Genomic DNA, 24,302 nt, shown 5'->3' on the forward strand with positions numbered 1-24,302 from the left:
TAAAAGGTTTTATTTCCCTTTATATAATTTCTCTAAATATTCGGTTTTATCTTTTTCTGCCTGAACCAAACGTTCGTAAAGTTCTACTACTTTGTCAAGAGGATTGAAAGTACAATGATAATTTCCATCATGATTTCCGATAGTTCCCTGACTATTGTCATTAAAAGTATTAAAATAATTAAAAACACTTTCTTCTGAAAAATTCTTAATAGCTTCAACACTTATGCCAAGTGCTTTTGCAACTTGTTTGAGTTTTTCTTCATCTATAGTTTCACTATTTTCCATGGAAGATATTGTCTGTTGATTAGTTCCTAAAGCTTGAGCGAGTGCTTCCTGCTTCATATCTTTCAGTTCACGAATACGACTGATATTTCTTCCTATATGATTTGGTTTTGTTGTTGTGCTCATAAGCCAAAGGTATTAAAATTGTCAAAATAAAAATTGATTTCAGTAAAAAACAGCTTGTTTTTTGTAAGATACATTGTACAATGTAGAAATGTTTTGAATTCCTTCCAAAAAGTTATTGAACAAAAATACACTTTTCAAACGACTACTATTTAATTAAGGGAATTAGTTCAACATAATTCGTGCTCATTTGCGACCCGGGCGATAGTGAACAGGTGAAGCAAATTCGTGGCAAAAAACGAATCTAAATCTTAAGTTTTATTTATCTTTTAGTTAAGAAAATCCTTAGAACTAAAAAGTTTTCTTTGGGAGAAATTTCAAAGCAAGTTTCTATATGCAATATCAATTTATTCTTCTGTTTTTATTTTTTGGACTAACCTCCGTTTTTGCTCAGGAAAAGAAGCAAATCATTGTAAATGACACCCTGAAATCACAAGAAATTGATCCTTTACGTCCCGCAAAAGCAGCATTTTATTCGGCTATTTTGCCTGGTTTAGGACAGATTTATAATAAAAAATACTGGAAACTTCCCTTGGTATACGGAGCAATTGGAGTGAGTACCTATTTCTATATTGATAGTCAGAAAAACTATAATATTTACAGAGACGAATATAAAAGCAGACTCGCAGGAAATATAAGTAGTTCTGAATATTTGGCAAATTTAAGCGAAAGTCAGTTAATTAGTGCCCAAAAACAATTTCAAAGAAACAGGGATTTATCAGCATTCTTTATCGTCGGATTTTATGTTTTAAATATTATTGATGCTAATATTGATGCAGCTTTGTCTCAGTTTAATGTAAGCGAAAAACTAGCTTTTAAGCCCGTGATGAATTTCAGGAATGAAAACCTGAAATCTGATTTTGGGTTTGCCTGTACATACTCTTTCTAAACAGCGAAATAAAAAATGGCGTATGAAAATCTCATACGCCATTTACTTTTTAATCAAAAGATAAAATTATTTAACGATCAGTTTTTTAGTCACATTTGAATCTTTAGAATTAATATTTACGATATAAATTCCTGATGCCAAATGATGATTAATTTGTCCTGAAGTTGAAATTTTTTGGGTTAAAACAGTTTTTCCGTTCAGGTCAGAAACTGTAATTGAAGCTACATCTCCGGGTTCTAATTCAGCTAACACGACTTGAAATTGATTGTCTGTTGAAGGGTTTGGGTAAATAGTTACTACTTTTTCTTCGGTTAAAACTTCTTCGACATTCACAGCAGATTTAGCCGTTAAACCTGAAACTGTTGTAGCTTCTAACTGCCATTGTGCACTAAACCAGCCATCCTGAGAATTGCCGTATTGTGCAGAACCGGTTTGGTTTTCAACATGAATAATATTTCCTGTTTGCCATCTGTTTCTTAATCTAACCCAGGTTCCGTCAATATAATCGGCAGACCATTGTGCACTCCAGAAAGTAGTATCGGTTATATTGGCCTGAACACTTCCGGTTTGGCTTTCGATATTCATCAATTCACCGGTTGCTACATTTTTAAGTACAAAATAAGTAGCATCTATTGCAATTTTTTGCCATTTGTAATTGTTGTTAGCAACGGTTGTTCCGTAACCCACATTTGCTCCGGCATCTGATAAATAAGCGCCCGTCCATCTGTTTTTGATCGTATAATACGTTCCTCCGGTTGAGGTTGTAGAAACTGTTACGGCACAAGTACTTGTTTTGTTTCCGTCAACTGTTGTAACCGTGATTGTCGCATTTCCATTCGCTACAGCGGTAATTAAGCCAGAACTGTTTACGGTTGCCACAGCGGTATTATTTGAACTATAACTTACTGTTTTATTTGTTGCATTTGAAGGCAAAACAGTTGGAGTTAATTGTTGTGTTCCGCCAACGGATAATGAAGCTGATGTGGGACTCAAACTTACGCTGGTAACGGCAACACCAGTTCCGGGGTTAGAATCATACCAGGTTGCGTTCATGTACCAGCCCGTTTTGTTTCTGCTTAAATCTGCAGATTGGCTAGTTCCGTCATTAAAAATTAGATTAGTCGAAGTTATATTGGTAAACGTATAACTGTACCAGCCATTTCCGGCATTGGTCATGTTTACGCCCGGCCATGATGCATCGGCTAACACTCCGGTTGGTAAAGCACTCCAATAATAAATTTTAATTCCGGTTCCCCAATTTGATGGTTTGTAGAAATAAACCGTGAAATTAGTATTGGGGTTTACCGTGATAGTTGCCGTTGCGGTTTTATTTCCATCTTGAGTTGTCGCCGTAATATTAGCTGTTCCTGCTGAAACTGCTGTAACCAATCCGGATGAATTTACAGTTGCGACAACCGTATTGCTGGAACTCCACGTTACGCTTTTGTTGGTTGCATTTGCCGGAGCAATTGTTGCCGAAAGTTGTTGCGTATTTCCTGCGTACAAACTTGCCGTAGTTGGTGAAACACTTACAGACGAAACTGGAATTGATGCAACTGTTATAGCCGATGTTGCTGTTTTGTTTCCGTCGACTGTTTTAACGGTAATCGTGGTTGTTCCCGCTGAAACCGCTGAAACCAATCCAGATGCGTTTACAGTTGCCACAGCTGTATTACTAGATGTCCAGGTTACGTTTTGGTTCGTTGCATTTGCCGGAGCAATTGTTGCGTTTAATTGTTGTGTAGATCCTAAACCAACCGTTGCTGTTGTTGGGCTAACCGAAACTCCTGTAACAGCTACAGTTGCCACATTGGTATTGGTTAAAACAATATACTGAAAAGCATTAAAAGATTGCGTAGCTCCCGAAACTAATGTTACGGTAGCACCGGTATAGGCATCTTTATAAGTTCCTGCCAATGCCGCCGGAATCACAAATGTTTTACTGGCATTTCTAAGATTGGTCATGACAATAACTTTCTCTGTTCCCAATGTTTTTGTAAAGGCGCAGATATCATCACTGGCATAAGGTGTCATTGTACCACGTCTGATGGCGGCGCTGCTATTTCTAAAGTTAAGTATTTTAGCAAATTCAGGTGTGGCAGCCGTGTTGCTCCAGTTGATTTTTACGCTGGTATAAGGCCATGGAATTACCTGATTGAAAGCTACCTCTTGTCCGCTGGTTATAAAAGGAACCCCTTTCATATAACCCGAAACTAAGAAATTGGCAACCACCCCGGCATTACTTTTAAATACGGTAAAAGGAGCCGTATCGCTGTTGTTTTCTGAGTCGTGATTGGCAGTCCATCTCACTTCTTGCTGACTTCCGGTTGCATACGTATATTCCATGTCATTTGTGGTTTGGAATCTTGTAGAAACCGGACCTCCGCCTGCAACATTTTTCAAAGCATCGTAAAACCATTTATCACCAAAATTCATATCAAAGCCGGCTTGAAAATTTTGCAAACGGTCTCCTTCGGCAAGCATTAATAAGTTATGAGATGTGATTCCTCTTAAATTGCTGATAATTTCTGTCCAGAAATCAAGAGGAGGATTATTGGCAAAATCGCAACGATATCCGTCGATATTTGCTGCAAAAATCCAATAACGCATGACATCTTTCATTGCTGCACGAAGTGCCGTATTGTTAAGATCTAATGCTGCAATATCAGAGAAATTTGCTAACTGATTGATTGTTGTTCCGGTTCTTTGGTAATATTCCGGATGAGATACGGTCCAGGGATGATCCCATGAAGTTCCGTTTACAGCAATGTCCAGCATTACCGCCATACCTTTGGCATGAGCTGCAGCTACCAGATTACGCATATCGGTAAGCGTTCCGTATTCAGAACCTACGGATTTGTAATCTTTGATGCAATAAGGAGAGTTTGAACTTCTTGAATCGGTTCCGTAAGGGTAAATGGGCATTAAATAAAGCACATTGATACCAAGTGATTTAATCCGGTCCAGATCAGACGTAACGGCAGCTAAAGTTCCGGAAGCGCTATGCGGACGAATATGAACCTGGTAAATACTGGCATCTCTTGGGTCTGGGACTCCTGTATATGGCGTGCCATACTGGGCAGGATCCTGCGCATAAACTGAACTTGCAAATAATAACAGAAAACAGACTATTGTTTTCGTAAAATGAAATACTCTAGTGGTAATGTTGATTTTCATGATTTTTTGTTTTTTGCATGCTTGTCAGCATTTCTAACTAAAATTCATTCTCACTCGCATTGTTTTTAAATTCGACAAACATTTTGTGGTTAATAGTTTTCAAGTAGTAAAATTTTTAATCTAATTATAGTCGTTGAGTATAATGCATAACGATTTTATCTAACACATAGAAACATAGTTGTTTTGTGTAAAAAAAGAGATCAAAAAAAGAAACACATTTCTTTCACATAGACACTATGTGTGTTTTTAAATAAATGAAATGCCTTTTTTGAGTTTACAAAATCTATGTTTCTATGTGTTAAAAATAATTATGCTCAGCGACGAATTATAACTTTTTCAATCCCTTTAATTCTGTAGCATTTCCTTCTTTGATGCTGATTGCAACTCCACCGCCCGGAGCTAAATACTGTTTTAAAATCGTTTTTGAGGTTACAACAACTTTAGTCACCGTATATTTTTGCGGATTTTCGTTCCAGTTGGCTTCTTTTGCGTCAGCGTAAATAGTCGCGATGAATTTTTTTCCGGCAGGTAAGTAATCAAAAGTAATGTTGGCTGTTCTCGCGTTTTCATCCGTAATTCCGCCAATAAACCAGGCCTCTTTTCCTTTTGCTTTACGGGCAATCGTGATGTAATCTCCCGGTTCAGCTTCCAGAATATAACTGTTGTCCCAATCTACAGCAACATCTTTGATGAACTGAAATGCATCCGGAAAGCGCTCATAATTTCCGGGAATATCAGCTGCCATTTGCAACGGACTGTACATTGTAACATAATAAGCCAATTGTTTTACCAAAGTCGTATTAACACGTTGCGAACTTCCGGTTCCGTAATAGGAAAGATCCGTTTGAAAAATTCCCGGCGTGTAATCCATTGGGCCGCCCATTAATCTTGTAAATGGTAAAATTGTGGTGTGATCCGGAGCCAATCCTCCCATAGATTCAAACTCCGTTCCGCGGGCAGATTCCTGAGCAATCCAGTTGGGGAAAGTTCGGTTTAAACCCGTTGGCCGAACCGCTTCGTGACTGTCAATCATGATTTTATAATCGGCGGCACGTTTAGCTACGTTGATGTAATGATTGACCATCCATTGTCCGTCATGGTGTTCGCCACGCGGAATAATTTTACCTACATAACCTGTTTTTACAGCATCATAACCATTGTCATTCATAAATTGAAAAGCACGATCTAAACGACGCTCATAATTTGTCGCTGACCCTGAAGTTTCATGATGCATGATAATTTTTACTCCTTTTGAAGCGGCATAGGCATGAACTGCTTTTACATCAAAATCCGGATAAGCGGTTACGTAATCAAAAACTTCCTCTTTCCAGTTGTTGATCCAGTCTTCCCAGCCAATGTTCCATCCTTCAATAAGGATCGCATCGAAACCATTTTTAGAGGCAAAATCAATATATTCTTTTGCACGTTCTGTGGTGGCTCCGTGTTTTCCGTTTGGTGTAAGTTTGGTAAAATCATCGGTCAGTTTTACGTTGGTTTCTTTTCCGAAAGCCCAGGTACTTTTTCCGGCCACAAAATATTCCCACCAAATCCCGATGTATTTTACCGGTTTAATCCACGAAACATCTTTATAACTTGTTGGTTCGTTGAGGTTCAGAATTAATTTTGAAGCTAAAATATCCGTTGCTTTATCGCTTACCACAATGGTTCTCCAGGGCGATTGTGCATCGGTCTGCATATATCCTTTTGCGCCAACAGCATCAGGTGCCAAATGACTGCGCATTTTGTTATTTACGGCATCAACTTCCAGATACATGGCCGGATAATTGATCAAACCAGCTTCGTGAATGTTAATGTACAATCCATCATCAGATTTCATCATGGAGGGTGTTTGTACCGATAATTCTTTGATTGGCCATTGCGAATTGATTTCGATAGTGGCTTTTTTCATCAACGAAGGAATTTCAGAAATTTTTGAAGTCGTGTAGGCGTATTCATTGGTATCATAATCTCCCGGAATCCAGAAAATTTTATGATTTCCAGCCAGATTAAATTCAGAACGTTCTTCTTTTATCACAAAATAATTCAAATCATTTTGCTTCGGAAATTCATATCTAAAACCTAATCCGTCGTTGAATAAACGGAAACGAATGCGAATGTATCTGTTGTTGTTTTTGGCTTGCGCCAAAGTGACAACCAATTCGTTGTAATGGTTGCGAATTGTTTTTTCTTCACCTAAAACCGGATTCCAATTTTCATCAACTGAGGATTGTGCTGTATTTGTAACGGTAAAACCATCCAAAAACGAAGGCAGATTTTGAAGTTCTAAACCCAAAGAACTTGGTTTTATAACTGCTTTTTGTTTATATGATAATTGGTAAGACGGAATTCCGCCTTCTTTTAATTCAAATTTTAAAGAAAGATTTTTATCAGGTGAAGTTATTTCCTGTGCCTGAATCCATACGGAATTGACACAAATAAAAAGAAACAACGCTGCTTTTTTGCTACAAATATGAAGCAGTGATTTTTGGGATTGAAAATTCATGTTATTTAGTTTTTTGCAAATCTAATTTTGTTTTTAAAGTTGCGTAGGTATTAGTTTTTCAATACTAAATACTGAAATGGAAGTAATGTAATTTCGCTGCCAAGGGTTACGGAAGTTCCGGTAAAAGCATCTTTCCATGTCGCTTTTAAAGCTGGCGCCACAAGATATTTTACGGTACTATTCGTTAAATTAGAAAGTACGAGAACTTTTTCGGTATCTTTTACCATTGTAAAAGCGCTTACGGCATCGCTGCTATATCCGGTATAAGTTCCTCTTTTTACAGCATTGCTTGTATTTCTAAAAGCAATTATTTTTTTGTATTCGGCCAACATAGCAGCATCGGTAACAGACCAGTCGATTGGGGTTTTTGCAAAATAATTAAGTCTTTTGTCGTACCCAATTTCCTGCCCGTTGTAAATCATTGGAACTGATTTTAAATAAGCAGCAACAACAAATGTAGCGATAGATCCTTTTTTACCTCCAAAAAGCTCCAATGGGGTTCCGTCTGTCAGGTTTACATCGTGATTTGTAGTGTATCTTACAATTCTGTTGTCTTCATTATAATTGTTAGCATATTCTGTAGCATTAGAATCCTGAATTGTAGTTGCCGGTTTACTTTCTTTGAAAACTTTTTCTAAAGTGCTGAAGAAATTGAATCCAAAAGTGTAATCAAAACCAGAGGCAAAATGGTTTACTTTAGATCCTTCGGCTAACATTAAAAGGGTTTGATTTTTTTTGATACTTCTTAATTTCGTAATGGCTTCTGACCAAAAATTTTGGGGTACAAAATCGGCATAATCACATCTAAAACCATCAATGTTGGCATTATAAACCCAATACGACATGGCATCGATCATAGCCGCCTTCATTTCGGTATTATTGAAATCTAATTGCGCTACATCATTATAATTGGTTCCCGGAGGGATAATAATAGCTCCGGCTGCATCTTTTTGATACCAGTTTGGATGTTGTGTAATCCAGGTATTGTCCCAGGCAGTATGATTGGCAACCCAGTCCAGTACTACAGCCATGTTTTTTTTGTGTGCTTCTTCAACCAAAACCTGAAGATCTTGTAAAGTCCCGAAATCAGGATTTACAGCTTTATAATCCTGAACTGCATAAGGAGACCCTAATTCTCCGGAAGCTTTTACTTTTCCAACAGGATAAATGGGCATTAAATAAATAACATTGGCACCCAGTTCCTGAATTTGGGTCAATCTGTCCTGAACGCCTTTTAAGGTTCCTGCGGCACTAAAAGCACGAATATTGACCTGATAAATTATAGCGTCTTCTTTTTTAGGCATTTTTTCGAATGCTGATCCGTATTGCGTATAAGGAGATGCCGGAGTAGAATCGCTATCTGATGAACTACACGAAATAAATGCTAATGCAAGTATCAAAGCATAGACGATTTTTATATTTGATTTCATATTTTTTGAATTGATTTAATAAGCCCGGAGTTTAAGATAGCCTGCCTTTCGCTCAAAAAAGGCAGGTATCACTCAAACTAATCTAGCTTTATTAAAATGTTAGATTATTTTTTAACGATCGTACAAGTGGCAGTTGCCGGATAACCCGCTGATGCCGGATCTACGTCGTTTATAGTAAAGGTAATTTCGTAAGTTCCTGCTTCAGGAATATCATAAGCGCCACCATTATCCTTATTAATTGTATTGGTTAAAGGATCTGCTGGTCCGTAGTTGACATCCCACTTATCATTCAATCTGAATTTTAAAGCCCCCACTATTAATTTGGCAGTAACTTTCCATGTTTTGGTTTCATGGTTGTATGACATCGGAATAGAATGGTTCCATCCGTAATCTTTGTCTTCAGGTGTTGGGGCATGGGTTGATGATCCTACAATTCCCCAGGCATAAGGAGTAGCACTCCATTTTAAAGTATTTAAATTTACTTTGATTTGATAAGAACCTTCGCCAGGCAAATTGAAATCTTTATCACTCATATTTTTTAAATCAGCATTTGTATCGCCAGCACCATAGAATTGAGCCCAGGTTCTTGCTGTGTTTAATTTAAATCCGCTTCCATAACCCGGAAGAAGGCTAACATAACCCTGATAAATGCCTTTTGAGATTGCTGTTAGCGCTAAGGCCTTGTCTACATTCCATTCTCCCTGATACGCTCCGGGCATATAGATTTCGCCAAAAACAACGCTTTTTTCATACGGTGTAACCGTTAACGTTATAGGATCAGAATAGATTTTTCGATCCATAGCAGCTTCTACACGAACTACTAATTTTCCGGCAACATCTGGCGCAAGTCCCAGGTCTATGGCAATTTTGTTTAAATCGATGCCCATAAATGCTTTGCTTAAAACATCCTGCCCTACTTCAATTCGTTTGGCTTTTTGCCAGGCGTTACTGCCGCTGGTATCTGCAATTAAGTCAAATTGTATCGCATAAGTAACAGGTGCCGCAATAGGGAATGTTACTTGTGGCCATGAAACGAGTAAAGCGTTTTCGTCTGCATTATCTTCTGTAAGTACCAATGTACTGGAAGAAACCTGAATTGCTGAAGGAAAACTTACTGCTTTTAGCGTTGTTAATTCGGCTTCACTGTCACAGGAAGTGCCTAAAACAAGCAGACTCCCTAATAAGAATAGTTTATTGATATATTTTTTCATGATCGTTTTGTTTTAGTAACCTGGATTTTGTTTAAGTCCGCGATTAGCATCTAAAGCAGATGTTGGAATTGGGAACAATTTTCGGTAAGAAGGAGATGCCGGTCTGAACTCGTTTGCCAATAAAAATTTGTCAAAACGAATCATGTCTTGTCTTCTGTGGCCTTCCCAGTTTAATTCGAACCCTCTTTCGTTATAGATATCGTCAAGCGTTGGGTTTGCTGTTAATGCATTCAAACCTGCACGTTGTCTGATTTGATCTATAAAAGGCTTTGCAGCAGCTGGATTTCCTAAACGGGTATTACACTCTGCGATCATTAAAATTACGTCAGCATATCTGAAAATAGGAAAATCGTTAGAAGCTCCTCCGCCACTTTTTGCTCCCGCCGGATAAAATTTAACATTACGAACTCCGGCCTGAGGGGCTGCTCCGGGATTGTCTAAAGAAGCAACATCAAGCGTGTAATTGAAGCCGCCCGGCTGCTCGCCAAACAAAAACTGTTTTCTGCGGATATCATTTACATCATATTTCAGGAAGAAGTCTTTAGGCACAATTGTCCCGTTCCAACCCGCCATTCCAAATAAAGCGGTACCATGTGGACCGTATACGCTACGAACAGCATAAACATTACGGGAAACGATATCAAGGGTGGCATAAATAGGTAAAATGGTTTCATCATCAGGAAGTACATCTCCAAACAATTCATAATACTTATTTCCTAACGGACTGGAAGCATTTGCTGCTCCTGAATGTAGCGTAAAACCACCTTCGCTCACTTTGTTACAGGCGGCTAAACATTCGTTCCATTTTGCTTCACCGGTATACACCTGAGCATTCAGATACACTTTTGCCAATAAAGTATACCCGGCCCATTTATTGAATCTTCCGTAATAGTTTCCTCCTCTTGTTCCGGAAAGCAGTTCTACGTTTTCGTTTAATTCTTTTACAATAAAAGAATAAACTTCCTTACGGCTTGATTGCGGAATTTTATCTACCGTAATGTTATTGTCTGTATAGAAAGGGACATCTCCAAAATCATCAATCAATAAATAATAAAAGAAAGCACGCAATACTTTTGCTTCTGCAATTTTTGAAGCTTCTGCATTTGATTTTTCTAATAAACTAACGGCTAAATTGGCATTGAAAATAGATTTGTACAACCAGTTCCAGGTATTGTTAATGATAAAATCCGTTGGTAGCCATTGGTGCAGGTGTAAACGGGCAAAATCCTGCTGCCAGTCACCTGTATTTCTATGCGGAATTACCTGCTCGTCTGATGCCATGCAGTTCATATCATACCAACCGTTGTCTGCTCCTGCGTAACCAACCCCTGGTATATTGTTACGTTGAAAGTCACCTGGAATTTCGGCATAAACACTGGCAAGAGCAATATCGGCTCCTTCAGGAGTACCATAAAATTCGTCGGCTGGGTATTTATCGTACACATTTTCGCTGATATCTGTACATCCAAAAAGCGATAGGAAACACACGCTTGCTATCAATATATTTTTAATTTTCATTTCTTTTACTATTTAAATTTTACAGTCAAACCAAATGCAACACTTCTGGTACGGGGATAAATACCTTTATCGCCGCCAAAATTATCATTAGGATCACCACTTCCGCTTATGTTCAATTCCGGATCAAGACCTGTATAATCTGTAATCAATAATAAATTGTTTCCTGTAAGAGAAAGTCGAATAGAGTCAACATATTTATCCGTAAAACGGAACGTATATCCGGCAGTAACATTTTCTAAACGAATAAATGAACCGTCTTCTAACCATAAATCAGATCCGTATGGAGAGGTATAAATACCGGTATCCAGGGCACTTTCTAAAACATTTGATTTACCTACGTTTTCTAATCGGCTTAAATTAGAACGCAATCCGTTGTAGATCTTATTTCCGCCTGATCCTCTTACCAGCACTGAAGTATCGAAGTTTTTGTAGTGGTAAGAAGGATTAAATGCAAAGGTGTATGTTGGTAGTGCCGAACCTGCATAATAACGATCCGGACTTTTAACTCCCTGATCAATAATACCATTTCCGTCACGATCTTTTACCGTTTCAACATTGTTTTCGTTTTTTCCGGTATGTTCCAGAATGTAAAAGGCACCAACCGGTTTTCCTTGTACCAGGTAAGAGTTTGCAGCTCCCCAGCCTACATAATCTGTATTTAATGGAACTCCATTAATGCTTCCGCTTAAGTTAAGGACTTCATTTTTCATAAAGGATACGTTTCCGGCTAGTGTAAGGGTACTGTTATCCGTTTTAATCACATCATAAGCAAGAGCTACTTCTAAACCTTTGTTTGAAATACTTCCTACGTTGGCCTTAATTTTATTATAAGGATAAGGAGGCTGAGGTACCGTATAATCAAACAATAAATTTTCGGTTTTAGAATCATACACATCCACACTTCCTCTTAATCTATTGTCTAAAAGAGCAAAATCAAGACCAATATTGGTTTGCTTTTTGGTTTCCCATTTTAGATCGGCATTTGCATTTTGGGTAATGTTGAAATTGGTAATCGGAATTCCTCCAAAATAAGTAGTTCCCGCACCACCTACCAGTGATAATGAAGTTTGTGGATAAAGCCCTTGCTGATTACCTGTTTCACCGTATCCAACACGTAATTTTAGTTCATTAAATAAAGTCTGAGTGGCCATGAAAGACTCTTTGTTGATTTGCCAGGCAACAGAGGCCGATGGGAAATTTCCCCATTTGTTGTTGGCTCCAAATACAGAAGAACCATCTCGTCTGATACTTGCTGTAAGTAAATAACGATCTAATAAAGAGTAATTTAATCTTCCTAAATACGACACTAAAGTTCTGTCATTTTTATAAGAAGAAATATCGTTAGACTGTACTTTAGAAAAATCACCAAACTGAAGCGCATTGTAAGTCGTTTTGTCGTTTATAAAACCTCTTGCCTGTGCATAATTGCCCTGATAAGTTTGGCTTTGCCATTCGTATAGCGCCAATACGTTGAAACTATGGATCCCGAAAGTTTTTTTGTAAGTAAGGCTAACATTGGTTAATTTCTCGTTTTGTCTTTCATTTTTAATATTAGCATACCCTTTTTGATCTACTGCCAGGGCATCTGTTGATTCTGCCGGCATAAAATATCCAATAGTGGTATTGGTTTTTCTCCAGCTTCCGAACCAGTTGGCTGAAAAACCTTTTCCTAAATCCAGTTCTGCTTTTAAGCTTCCGAATAAATTATCATTTTGCCTTTCATTCGTAGCGGTCTGAGCCACTGCATAAGGGTTCAAATATTGAAATACAGTTGGGTCTGTGAAATAAGTTCCATCTGTATTAAAAACAGGATCAGTTGGTCTAGCCAGCAATGAATTGGTGATGAGGTTCGATTTATAAGAAACGGTTCCTACTTCACCAATACTGCTAGTTACATTATTTACTCCCGTATTTAAATTAAAGGTTAATTTTAATTTGTCATTAAGAGCCAATTGAGTGGCCTGGATACGGCCAATATATTTTTGATTGCTGGAATTAATGACAACTCCGTTTTGCAAAATAGCGGTTAAAGAAGCCCTGTAATTAAACTTGTCTGTTCCGCCGCCAAAGGATAATGTATGAGTTTGTGTGATTCCGGTTTGCGTCAAAAGACCATACCAGTCGGTGTTTGAACCGTGATTGGCAGATGCCGGGACCCCAACACTCTGAGCGGTTTCCCACCATTGGCTGGCATCGAGCATGTCTAATTTTTTTGGAATAAAATCGATAGAAGTAGATCCTACATATTCCATAGTGGTTTTTCCTGCCTTATTTTTTTTAGTAGTTACGATAATAACACCTGGTGCTCCTCTCGAACCGTAAACAGCTGTAGCCGAAGCATCTTTTAAAACGTCTATGCTTTCGATCTCAGTAGGAGGAACCTGATTTAGCAAATCCATATTGCCCTGGATTCCATCAACCACAACAAGCGGATCATTTCCTCCAATTAATGAAGATATACCACGAATACGAACGCTTGGCCCTGAACCCGGCTCGCTTCCGATTTGTGTAATATTTACCCCGGCAGCTTTTCCCGAAATTAAGGACAACGGATTTACTATAGCGCCCTGGTTCATGTCTTTGGCAGCTATTGAAGAAACCGCTCCGGTAACATCTTTTCTGGTCGTCGAACCATAACCTACTACCACAATTTCCTGTAAATCTGTAGCATCAGGAATAAGTTGAATGTTGATAACGCTTTGACCAGCTACTACTTTTTTTTCTTTGTAGCCAACAAAAGATACAATAATTACAGAAGAAGCGCTTTCGACAGTAAGCTTGTATTTTCCGTCAAAGTCAGTTACCATGCCGTTTTTTGTTCCTTCTTCAAGAACTGAAGCCCCGGGCAAAGGCAAGCCGTTTTCATCGGTAATAATTCCGGTTACAGTTTGTTTTTGATAGGGAATAGTTTGTGTTTTTAACTCTGGTTTTTTTAAGATAATCTGAGTGTCGCGAATTTTAAATTCGGTTGGAGTTCCTTTAAAAAGCTTGTCTAAAACAATATTAATGGGCTGATCTTTTACCGAAATAGAAATTGTTCGGTCTAAATCGATATCATTTAGTTTATAAATAAACCTGAAATCTGTTTTCTGTTCTATGGTCTCAAGAACCTTTTCGATTGTTGAATTGTTTAATTCAAGGGTTACTTTTGTTTTTTGGGCGTAAGTATTCCCTCTAATATTAAACATGGCGACCAAAATAAGTAGTGTAGTTAATTTCAATTTTAGGTCATTTTGGAACACTCGGTATAAAAACCCAGTATTCTTTGATTTTTTTTTCATAATTTTGTTAATTGATTGTAGTTAATTCGTTATATTCAATCACTTAGTAAATCGGAAATTGTTCGCAGCTCTTTCCGGTTTTTTTATTCCTGTAATCTTATTTCTTCCTATTTTTTCATTGGTTTTAGTGGTTATTTAATTAGTATTTGATTGTTTTTTATGGTGTAATTAATGCCATGAATATCATTAAAATAGCTCATTACTTTTTCAATAGATTCATCGCTAAAACTGGCATTGAATTTTTCGTTTGCCAGTTTTTCGTTTTTGTTTATAATCGTAACATTGTAGCGTCTCTCCAATTTGGTAATAATATTTTTGAAAGTCATATTTCTAAAAGTTAAGCCGCCATTTATCCATGAAGTGTAGATATCCGTGATCACCGTTTTGGTAGAAATCAGGGTGTTTTCTTTATTGAAACTTCCTTTAAAACCGGGCTTTAAAATGGTGTTTTTAGCAGCATCAAATTCCTCGTTTGAACGGTACATTCCAACAGAACCTTCCACCAGGACAACATCTGTTGCTGCATCTTCAGGATAATTGGAAACGTTAAAATGAGTTCCGAGTACACGTACATTCAAGGCATCAGCATTGACAATAAAAGGGTGTTTTTTATCTTTAGCAACATCAAAGAAAGCTTCTCCGTCTAAAAACACCTGTCTGTTTTCTCCCGCAATAAATTTTACCGGATATTTTAGTGTGGTTCCTGAATTTAGGTGAACAAGCGTTCCGTCAGACAATTGCAATTGAAATCTTTTACCGTACGGAATTTTGATAGTGTTATACGTTACTTTTTCTAAGCCGGAATCAGTATCGTAAACAATTTTATCCCCGCTTTGATTTCCAACAATGTTTCCTTTTGAGTCTTTTACCTGAATGGAATTGTTCTCAGAAATAATCTGAACTTTTCCGTCTTCCAGTTGCAATACAATATCACTGCTTTTAAAGTCAAATTTAGGTTCAGGTTTGCTCGTGAAAGCTCCTTTTTGATACGCAAAACCAATTCCTAATAAGACCAATACCGAAGCAGCAATAGAAATGTATTTTCTGAAATTTGATTTTTCAGGAATGAATTCAATAGTAGTCTCTTTTTCTTTAGCAGCAGACAGAATGTTCAGGAAGATATCATCCGCTTTTTGCTGACTCATTTTTGGAGTTTCAGCAAGAAGTGCCTGAATATCGGCAACAGAAGGAAAATCATCCGTAAGTTTATTTTTTTTGTAATAAGCGATTACCTCGTTTATTTCTTCGGGTGTACATTGGTTCAAAACAAACTTTTGTAATAGGTTTTTTATTTCAGAATTTGAATTCATTACGAATTGATTTTAGGTCCGGGTTTTATATAATACAGTTGAAAGCAGGCGAAGTACTACTCAAACGTTATAATTTTTTTAATTTTAACATTTAGGAAGATGACGAGCAGGTTAAAAAAAGCTTGTGAAGTACTTGTTTTACAAGCTTTTTTACTCTTGCAATATTTTGCAAATGATGCAAAAAAAAATCACCCGAAAGAGTGATTTTAATGGTTGAAATGTGGTTTTTTGGTTTAGATAATTTCGTCATGAACCTGAAAAAAGACCCGCATTGATTCTAATGCTTTACTCATTTGGTTCCGGACTGTATTGATAGAGATCCCGAGCTCCTGACTGATTTCTTCGTAAGTCATTCCTTTTTTTCGGGACATTTTAAAGATTTGCTTTCGTTTGGGCGGCAATTGTTTCATGGCCTGTTTTCGAAGTTTCTTGCAATCGGCTTCACGAATGGAATAATCACCATATTCGTGTGATTTCTGGCTTTCATAAAAAATTTCTTCTTTGAGCAGTACATCATTTGCTGCTTTATTTAAAAAATTAAAAGCCTGATTTCGGGCAATGGTAAAAATATATGCTTTAAAAGATTGGTCCGGATTTAAGTTTTCGCGATGTTGCCAAACTTTCATAAAAACATCCTGAACATTTTCTTCTGCGGCTTCTTTTGATTTTAAGAGACTAATGCTATAGCCATAGATATCCTGATAGTATAAATCAAAAAGAGAACGAAATGCTTTTTCGTTGCTATTTTTGAGTTCACTCACCAATAATTTTTCGCTATGATCGATTGCTTCTGACATTAATTTAATTAGTCTGTATTTAAATCTAATTATATTATGATACTATCAAAATTGGTACTCTAATTTGTTGACTGGTTAGCAAATATATAAAAATATTATTCTCAACAAATACTATTAAAAAAAAGTTAATTCTATTTTTTTTAATAAAGTTTGTGCAGAATCTCAGCAAACGCCTTGTTAAATGGCTTTTTGTCAAGTCAGTATATTTTTAACTGATATTTTATAAATTTCTTGCTGTAGTATTGATTTATTGCGAATATTCTTATTTCGTATAGCAATGGTTAATGATCTTATAATGACTTTTGGCCATAAAAAATCCTTTTATCTTTATAGAAAAAGACAAAAGGATTATATATGAAACAGAAGAATGATTAATAATTCTTCGAAGCAAAGTTCAATTAATTTTTCAGGTCTTTAATTACTTTAAAAGCAACATCAACCTGATCTTCTCCCACTAATATGGTAAATTCGTTTGAAGTCGAAATTACTTCATTTATGATAATTCCTTCCCAGGCCAGACGTTGAAATATGAAGTAATAAATCCCTGGAACTACGATGTTTTCTTTTGGCAATTTAACTGTAATAGAAGCTAAATTATCCAATTTCTGAATCAGTTTTTCACGTACAAAATGTTTTTCAACTAAATGATTTACGCTGCTGCTCACCACAATATTGGTTTCGTTTACACCACGGGATGAGGTATAAAATATATCAGATAACGCATTAATGTCAGAAATTAAATCAGCTTGTTTGTTTAAAACAGTTTCAGAAGCTGCAAAAGTGTAATCTGTCAATTCAGATCGAACCGTAATTTCACCAATATTTTTGATTACTTTATTGATTTTGTGGTTCAGTTTAAAATCTAATTCCTCCGTTAGTCGTTTAAGTGACATTACAACAGCGCCTTGTTTGACTTCTTTACCAAATTCACTTTCCAATTCGGTCATAATGTTCCTGGAAAGAGAAGTAAGATTAATGATACCAAGTGATAGCGCATTTAATAAAAAGGGTTTTGTTTTGATGTAATTTTCTACGATTGATGAAACGGTTTTCATAATTTTTTTCTTTTTTTTTTGTAACGTAATTGGTTTGTGTAGTTAATCTGATGTTATAACACCTCTGCAAATATAAATTAAAAAACAATTTGTTACAAATATAACAATAAAAAATTATGTTAAAAATGATAAAAAGCATCTGTAAGGTGTTCAATTGCAAATGTTTCACCGCTTTTATGGATGGCAATAATGTCAAATCGAATGTTTAAATCTGACGAAAAATCCTTTTCCCTATAGTTTATGTAGGCATTTACTGCTTTTATGAGTAATTGAATTTTTTTTGGTTTTACAAATTCCTGCGGTAAACCAAAATCTAAACTTGATCGTGTTTTGACTTCAACTATGGCCAAAATAGCTTCTTTTTGAGCGATAATATCTATTTCGGCCTTTCGAAAAGTCCAGTTTCGATCCAGAATTTCATATCCATTTTCCTGAAGATATTCTACAGCAAGTTCTTCCCCTTTTTTACCGAGTTCATTGTGTTCAGCCATTTTTTTAGTCGTGAGTTATAATTTATGAATTATGAGTTTTTTATGCTCTAAACGAATAATTTGCACGCAAAGACGCGAAGTCGCAAAGAATTGAATTAAACTTTACGACTTCGCGTCTTTGCGATATTTTATGAGTGGTATTTTGAGATTTTCCCTGGAAGTTCAGGAAAATGTAAAATTATTTTTGAAAAGTAACCGTACTTCCCGTTTCATTTACTTCAATAGAAATGGTACTTCCCATTATCAGGGCTCTGTTGTCCTGAATATGTCCGGCAGGAAAATTAAAAATTACAGGAATATTATATTTTTTGGTTACATCGTCAACAATTTCAACTGCATTTTTCCCCCAGGGTACTTCATTGTCTTTCATTTTGGTCATGCCTCCAACAATAATTCCTTTTAGGTTTTCGATACAGCCATTACGTCTCAAATTCATCATCATACGATCAATATGATAGAGATATTCGTCTAAATCTTCGATAAATAAAATTTTATCCTTGCAATCTATGGCAGATGGAGAGCCTAATAAACTGTATAAAATAGATAAATTTCCTCCAACCAATTCTCCCGTTGCTTTACCAAAACGGTTCATTTTATCGGGTCCTATAGAATAGCTAATAGGTTCTCCAAATAAAGCTGACTTCATTGAGCTAATCGCAGCCGGGGTTGCACGTGCAACGGTTACAGGCATAATACCATGAATAGACTTATAGCCCATTGTGTTTAAATGATTGTGTAAAACGGTAACATCACTAAACCCTATAATCCATTTTGGGTGTTGTTTGAATTTTGCAAAATCAAGTAAATCGATCATTCGAACCGTTCCGTATCCGCCACGAACACACCAGATGGCTTTAATATTCGGGTTGTCTAACTGATGCTGAAAATCGGCAGCACGCTGTTCATCAGTTCCGGCAAGCTGGTTAAAATCAAGTCCAATGCTAGTACCAACTACTGCCTCAAGGCCCCAACTGTGTATGAGATCTAATATAGGTTTTAAATTGTCATCAATGTTTTTTCGGGCTGTTGCTACAATGGCAATAGTATCTCCCTTCTTTAAGTAAGCTGGTGTGATCATGTTTTGTTGAGATTGACAGGTGAATGATTGTAAGGCAAAAATAAGAAATGCCAGTTTACAAAATGTAAAGTGTTGCTTTATGAATTGTATTGAGGTTAGTTTCATGATTTTTGTACTTAAATTATATTTCGGTTGATGTTTATTCTGATTGTCTGAGCGCCGTAAGAATAAACATTTTTCATTTTTAATGCTTCAGTAAATTCAGTGGGCAAGTTACATGACTATTTGTAAATAAAAAAACAAAATGAAATTAAATATTTGGAAAATTCTTACATTTTATTGTAAATTGGGCATTTAAAAATTCAAAAAGTTTATGCGCTCCTCTATAGTTATATTTTACCTGGTTTTCCTCTGTTTTGCTGTTTCGTTAAAGGCACAATCTAAAAAATATGGTATCCATACCGTGGCATTTTATAATTTCGAAAATCTTTTTGATATCAATGATGACCACGATACAGAAGATGACGAATGGACACCAAATGGGGCTCAGCACTGGACAAAAGAAAAGTATGAGCAAAAATTAAAGAATCTTTCCAGGGTTATCTCAGAAATCGGAACGCCCGAAAACTCAAACGCTCCAACCATTATTGGAGGTTCCGAAATTGAAAACCGGGGTGTTTTGGAAGATCTCATTAAAGAGCGCCGATTGCTTCCGTTTGATTATGGAATCATTCATTTTGATTCGCCGGACAAACGCGGAATAGATGTCGCATTATTGTATCAGAAGAAATATTTCAGACCAACTTCATTTTCTAATATTCCACTATTAATATATAAAAGCAAAGTTCCGTTTAATGAAGAACAAAAGGAAGATAATCCTGATGATGAAGTAGAGGAAAAATCGGAAAGAAAGATACATAACAATCGGGTTTTTACGAGAGATCAGCTTTTAGTTACCGGTTTTTTAGAAGGCGAGGAGATTAGTATTATCATCAATCACTGGCCATCGCGATCAGGTGGCGAAAAAGCCAGCAGTCAGTTCCGTGAAGCTGCCGGAAGGTTAAACCGAAAAATCATCGATTCCTTACAGCAAATAAATCCAGCCGCAAAAGTGATTACAATGGGCGATTTAAACGATGGCCCTTTTAATAAAAGTGTAAAAATAGCATTGGGAGCAAAAGCTCAAAAAAAAGAAGTTTCTGAGTTTGGTATTTTTAATCCCTTTGAAGAAATGGCAAATAAAGGAATGGGAACAATTGCATTTCGGGATTCATGGGATATTTTTGATCAGATTATGATTACCGGGAGTCTTATTAAACCGGACTTTTCAACTTTTATGTTTTGGAAGGCCAATATTTTTAATAAACCCTATCTGGTTCAGCAATCGGGTCAGTATAGAGGATATCCGTTACGTCATAGTTTAACCGAAGTTGGTTTTAGCGATCATTTTCCGGTTTATATCTATCTCATTAAAGAGATAAAATTGTAGACCACACCGCAATGCGTCTGCTTGTAAATCAATTTCAAAAATCAATACTTAAAGACTCAATACAGTACGCCTCTACCAGAAAACTTTTCCTTAACTTAGCTTCATAGAAACTCAGTACCACTAAAAATGTCAATAGCAAAACCCTTCAACCTTACGAAATGGATCGACGAAAACCGTCATTTACTTAAACCACCTGTTGGAAATAAAAATCTTTACGTTGATTCCGGTGATTATATCGTGATGATTGTTGCAGGACCAAATGCACGTAAAGATTATCATTATAATGAAACCGAAGAGCTGTTTTATCAACTTGAGGGAAATATAAAAGTCATTATTCAGGAAGACGGAGAACGTAAAGAAATGGAATTACATGCGGGTGATATGTACCTTCATCCGGCTAAAATTCCGCATTCTCCAGTTCGTGCTGAAGGCTCAATTGGTTTAGTAATCGAGCGCAAACGTGCCGGAAAAGGATATACAGACGGATTGCTTTGGCATTGTGACAATTGCAATCACAAACTGTACGAAGTGTTTTTTGAACTACATAATATCGAAAGAGATTTCCTGCCACATTTTGAGCATTTCTACAATTCAGAGGAACTAAGAACCTGCGATAATTGTGGAACCGTAATGGAATCTGATCCCAGATTTGTTGCTAAAAGATAAAAAATAACTTACAAATCATTTATTGGTTTTACAACTCAAATCGCTTTCCCTGTTCCGGATAGATAATCTTCAATCCAAGATCATTTTGTTTTTGCAGTTGTTCCTTTAGTTTGATAATGTTTTTAGTTGGCGGCTTTAAATGGGTTACGATAATATTAAAGCCTTTCAAAGTATCTTTTCCAGATAAATCTGCTAAAATATGGAGCTCCTTCATCAGGTAATTTGGAGTTAAGTGACCAAATAAAAACTGATCAGGCTGTTCATTTGGAAATGAAACTTCAATAAAAATACCTTTTAATTGTTTGCTTTTTACAAGAGGTGCAATGGCTGTCCAAAGTGAATGTAATTTATCACTTTTTTCTACAGTGTCAGGTCCCGTATCTCCTAAATAAAGCACATACGAATCTCCGTTTTTAATTAAAAAAGCAGTGCTTTCAAACGGATTCACATGACTTAACGGAAAAGCCTTTACGGTCATAGGTGTATTGGTAATTGGAGTTTCCTGGCCAATATTTAAAGTTTGAAAATGGTATTTTTTTAAAGGATTTCCGGGCCCTTTGTCACCAAAATTAGCCCAGGTCTGATCATTAAAATAATGATTTTCCATCATTTCCATACATTTCTCAGTCGCATAAACGGTTTTCGAAGAATCGGCAGGAGAATTGATAATCAATCCCGAAACGTGGTCTAAATGGGCATGCGAAATAAAATATCCTTTAATATACTTTCGTAAAACCTCGCTGGTAGAAACTTTAAAAACTTTGTTTTCGATTGCTTTTTCAATTCCTGCATTTATAGTTCCGGCATCCAGAGAAATAAAATCATTTGTATTTATTGGAGCTACCAAATAAGCCGAAAGATTTTTTTCGTCAATTCCGCCTTTTATTCCTAAGGGAACAACCTGAAAAGACGTTTTTTGCTCTTTTTGAGAAAATGCATGAAATGAAATGAAAAGAAAACAAATCAAAAAGCGATTGAATACTGCCATATTTAAATAATTTTATTGCTGCAAAGTTCCTGAATTAAGACGAATAAATTACGGAACATTGCTTTAATTCATTTTAATTAATCCTAAATTTACCTGATTTTAACAACTCGCTTCGATTGAAATTCAACTCGAAATAATATCTTTACATAAAAATATAACAATTTTAACTAAAAAAGTTACAATGACAACAATAGCATCGCAATTTGGCATGAATGAGGCTCTGGAAAAATTGGGCATTAAATTGATAAATGAAGGAACATCTACGGGAATAGAAAATTTTTCTTCAGGAGAAGTTTTAGACAGTTTCTCCCCGGTTGATGGAAAATTAATTGCTTCTGTAAAAATGTCAACGCCTCAGGATTATGAAAAAGTAATGCAGGCAGCAACAGAAGCTTTCAAAACTTTCCGTTTGATTCCTGCGCCACAACGCGGAGAAATTGTTCGTCAGTTTGGACAAAAGTTACGTGAAAATAAAGAAGCCCTTGGTAAATTGGTTTCTTACGAAATGGGAAAATCATTGCAGGAAGGTTACGGAGAAGTTCAGGAAATGATCGATATCTGCGATTTTGCAGTCGGTTTATCACGCCAGCTTCACGGATTAACGATGCACTCTGAAAGACCGGGACACCGCATGTATGAGCAATATCATTCGTTAGGAGTGGTTGGGATTATTTCGGCATTTAATTTTCCGGTTGCCGTTTGGTCATGGAATACTGCTTTAGCATGGATTTCGGGAGATGTTTGTGTCTGGAAACCTTCTGAAAAAACACCTCTTTGCGGAATCGCATGCCAAAATATTATTGCCCAGGTTATTAAAGAAAATAATTTGCCGGAAGGAATTTCATGTCTGATCAACGGAGATTATAAAATAGGAGAATTAATGACAGCCGATACCAGAATTCCATTGGTTTCTGCTACAGGTTCAACCCGAATGGGAAAAATTGTAGCACAAGCAGTGGCAGGTCGTTTAGGGAAATCATTATTAGAATTAGGAGGAAATAATGCGATTATCGTAACTCCGGATGCCGATATTAAAATGACGGTAATTGGAGCTGTTTTTGGAGCTGTTGGAACTGCCGGACAACGTTGTACATCAACCCGTAGATTGATCATTCACGAAAGTATTTATGATAAAGTAAAAGACGCTTTAGTAGCGGCATACAAGCAATTGCGAATTGGTAATCCGCTTGACGAAAACAATCATGTTGGGCCGTTAATCGATACCCATGCAGTCGAAATGTATGCCGTGGCTTTGAACAAAGTAGTGGCCGAAGGTGGAAAAATTTTGGTTGAAGGCGGAGTACTTTCAGGCGAAGGCTATGAAAGCGGTTGTTACGTAAAACCGGCAATTGCCGAAGCTCAAAATTCATACGCTATTGTACAGCACGAAACTTTTGCTCCGGTTTTATATTTGATTAAATATTCCGGAGATGTAGATAATGCTATCGAAATTCAAAATGGAGTAGGACAGGGATTATCATCGGCTATTATGACCAATAATTTACGTGAAGCAGAAAGATTTCTGTCAGTTGTAGGTTCAGATTGCGGAATTGCCAATGTTAACATTGGAACTTCAGGAGCGGAGATTGGTGGTGCTTTTGGTGGAGAAAAAGAAACAGGTGGAGGAAGGGAATCCGGATCTGATGCCTGGAAAATTTATATGCGTCGTCAAACCAATACAATCAATTATACCACTAGTTTGCCATTGGCTCAGGGGATTAAATTTGATTTGTAACAATAACAATTTACTGAAAAGCCGCTTTTTCCATTTCTTTGGAAGAGGTGGCTTTTTTTATGCAAAATTTGTAGTAAATTATTTAGATTTGTATTATAACTGAAATATAAAATACGGTCTGTAAATCGATACTTTTAATATGGGAGCAGGTTCTCAAATAGCAGTCGATTATAATTTGATTTCAGGAGTTGCAGATATGGAATTGATAGACACTCTGAAGGACAGTATGTCGGGTACACATCAAATTAAAAAATTTAAATTAAAAAGACAGCACCTTTTTGTTGGGGATAATCAGGATCAGGTGCTAAAAAATCTTCCAGAGGCAGATTGGTAAATAAA

General features: G+C 36.6%; 18 protein-coding genes. 5 read left to right on the forward strand and 13 right to left on the reverse strand.

Annotation, left to right across the window (positions count from 1 at the left end; genetic code table 11):
• Window positions 1–9 precede the first annotated feature (9 nt).
• Window positions 10–408, reverse strand: a complete 399-nt coding sequence (locus ACHRWY_RS05550) for a helix-turn-helix domain-containing protein (RefSeq protein WP_395353253.1) — start codon at window positions 406–408, stop codon at window positions 10–12.
• Window positions 409–739: 331 nt separating this feature from the next.
• On the opposite strand from ACHRWY_RS05550, the gene ACHRWY_RS05555 reads away from it, so the two are divergent.
• The gene (locus tag ACHRWY_RS05555; protein WP_395353254.1) at window positions 740–1,294 is read left to right on the forward strand and encodes a DUF5683 domain-containing protein; all 555 of its coding nucleotides are present in this window, start codon (window positions 740–742) and stop codon (window positions 1,292–1,294) included.
• A 66-nt stretch (window positions 1,295–1,360) separates the two neighbouring features.
• On the opposite strand, the gene ACHRWY_RS05560 is transcribed toward ACHRWY_RS05555, so the two are convergent.
• The 11 genes from ACHRWY_RS05560 to ACHRWY_RS05610 all read right to left on the reverse strand — a co-directional run bounded on the left by ACHRWY_RS05560 (window position 1,361) and on the right by ACHRWY_RS05610 (window position 19,145).
• Window positions 1,361–4,471, reverse strand: coding sequence for an Ig-like domain-containing protein (locus ACHRWY_RS05560; RefSeq protein ID WP_395353255.1), 3,111 nt, complete (start codon window positions 4,469–4,471; stop codon window positions 1,361–1,363).
• Between the two features lie 325 nt (window positions 4,472–4,796).
• Complete coding sequence (locus tag ACHRWY_RS05565) at window positions 4,797–6,974, reverse strand: glycoside hydrolase family 97 protein (protein WP_395353256.1); 2,178 nt, start codon at window positions 6,972–6,974, stop codon at window positions 4,797–4,799.
• 50 nt (window positions 6,975–7,024) lie between these two features.
• Window positions 7,025–8,404 (reverse strand): alpha-amylase family glycosyl hydrolase, encoded by a 1,380-nt coding sequence (locus tag ACHRWY_RS05570; RefSeq protein WP_395353257.1) that lies wholly within the window; start codon window positions 8,402–8,404, stop codon window positions 7,025–7,027.
• A 104-nt stretch (window positions 8,405–8,508) separates the two neighbouring features.
• The gene (locus ACHRWY_RS05575) at window positions 8,509–9,615 is read right to left on the reverse strand and encodes a SusE domain-containing protein (protein WP_395353258.1); all 1,107 of its coding nucleotides are present in this window, start codon (window positions 9,613–9,615) and stop codon (window positions 8,509–8,511) included.
• Between the two features lie 12 nt (window positions 9,616–9,627).
• A complete protein-coding gene (locus ACHRWY_RS05580) occupies window positions 9,628–11,133 on the reverse strand; it encodes a RagB/SusD family nutrient uptake outer membrane protein (protein WP_395353259.1) in 1,506 nt (501 codons plus the stop codon).
• A gap of 8 nt (window positions 11,134–11,141) precedes the next feature.
• Window positions 11,142–14,354: a TonB-dependent receptor gene (locus tag ACHRWY_RS05585; RefSeq protein WP_395353260.1), complete on the reverse strand. Its 3,213-nt coding sequence runs from the start codon at window positions 14,352–14,354 to the stop codon at window positions 11,142–11,144.
• Window positions 14,355–14,545: 191 nt separating this feature from the next.
• The gene (locus ACHRWY_RS05590; protein ID WP_395353261.1) at window positions 14,546–15,724 is read right to left on the reverse strand and encodes a FecR family protein; all 1,179 of its coding nucleotides are present in this window, start codon (window positions 15,722–15,724) and stop codon (window positions 14,546–14,548) included.
• A gap of 233 nt (window positions 15,725–15,957) precedes the next feature.
• Window positions 15,958–16,521: an RNA polymerase sigma factor gene (locus tag ACHRWY_RS05595; protein ID WP_395353262.1), complete on the reverse strand. Its 564-nt coding sequence runs from the start codon at window positions 16,519–16,521 to the stop codon at window positions 15,958–15,960.
• Window positions 16,522–16,919: 398 nt separating this feature from the next.
• Window positions 16,920–17,576, reverse strand: coding sequence for an aspartate kinase (locus ACHRWY_RS05600; protein ID WP_089477609.1), 657 nt, complete (start codon window positions 17,574–17,576; stop codon window positions 16,920–16,922).
• A 119-nt stretch (window positions 17,577–17,695) separates the two neighbouring features.
• The gene (locus tag ACHRWY_RS05605; RefSeq protein WP_395353263.1) at window positions 17,696–18,067 is read right to left on the reverse strand and encodes a YraN family protein; all 372 of its coding nucleotides are present in this window, start codon (window positions 18,065–18,067) and stop codon (window positions 17,696–17,698) included.
• Window positions 18,068–18,245: 178 nt separating this feature from the next.
• Window positions 18,246–19,145, reverse strand: coding sequence for an LD-carboxypeptidase (locus tag ACHRWY_RS05610; protein ID WP_395353629.1), 900 nt, complete (start codon window positions 19,143–19,145; stop codon window positions 18,246–18,248).
• 313 nt (window positions 19,146–19,458) lie between these two features.
• Between ACHRWY_RS05610 and ACHRWY_RS05615 the strand changes: the two genes are divergently transcribed.
• Entirely contained in the window at window positions 19,459–20,574 is a 1,116-nt protein-coding gene (locus ACHRWY_RS05615) for an endonuclease/exonuclease/phosphatase family protein (protein WP_395353264.1), read from the forward strand.
• Between the two features lie 126 nt (window positions 20,575–20,700).
• Window positions 20,701–21,240, forward strand: a complete 540-nt coding sequence (locus ACHRWY_RS05620) for a 3-hydroxyanthranilate 3,4-dioxygenase (RefSeq protein WP_395353265.1) — start codon at window positions 20,701–20,703, stop codon at window positions 21,238–21,240.
• A gap of 28 nt (window positions 21,241–21,268) precedes the next feature.
• Here ACHRWY_RS05620 and ACHRWY_RS05625 read toward each other — a convergent pair whose 3' ends face one another.
• On the reverse strand, window positions 21,269–22,228 hold the full coding sequence (locus ACHRWY_RS05625; RefSeq protein ID WP_395353266.1) for an MBL fold metallo-hydrolase: 960 nt from the start codon (window positions 22,226–22,228) through the stop codon (window positions 21,269–21,271).
• A 181-nt stretch (window positions 22,229–22,409) separates the two neighbouring features.
• On the opposite strand from ACHRWY_RS05625, the gene ACHRWY_RS05630 reads away from it, so the two are divergent.
• Window positions 22,410–23,963, forward strand: a complete 1,554-nt coding sequence (locus ACHRWY_RS05630) for an aldehyde dehydrogenase family protein (protein ID WP_395353267.1) — start codon at window positions 22,410–22,412, stop codon at window positions 23,961–23,963.
• Between the two features lie 139 nt (window positions 23,964–24,102).
• Window positions 24,103–24,297: a hypothetical protein gene (locus ACHRWY_RS05635; protein WP_395353268.1), complete on the forward strand. Its 195-nt coding sequence runs from the start codon at window positions 24,103–24,105 to the stop codon at window positions 24,295–24,297.
• Window positions 24,298–24,302 lie beyond the last annotated feature (5 nt).

The organism is Flavobacterium sp. FlaQc-48 (assembly GCF_044007335.1).
In the GTDB taxonomy this organism is placed as follows: domain Bacteria; phylum Bacteroidota; class Bacteroidia; order Flavobacteriales; family Flavobacteriaceae; genus Flavobacterium.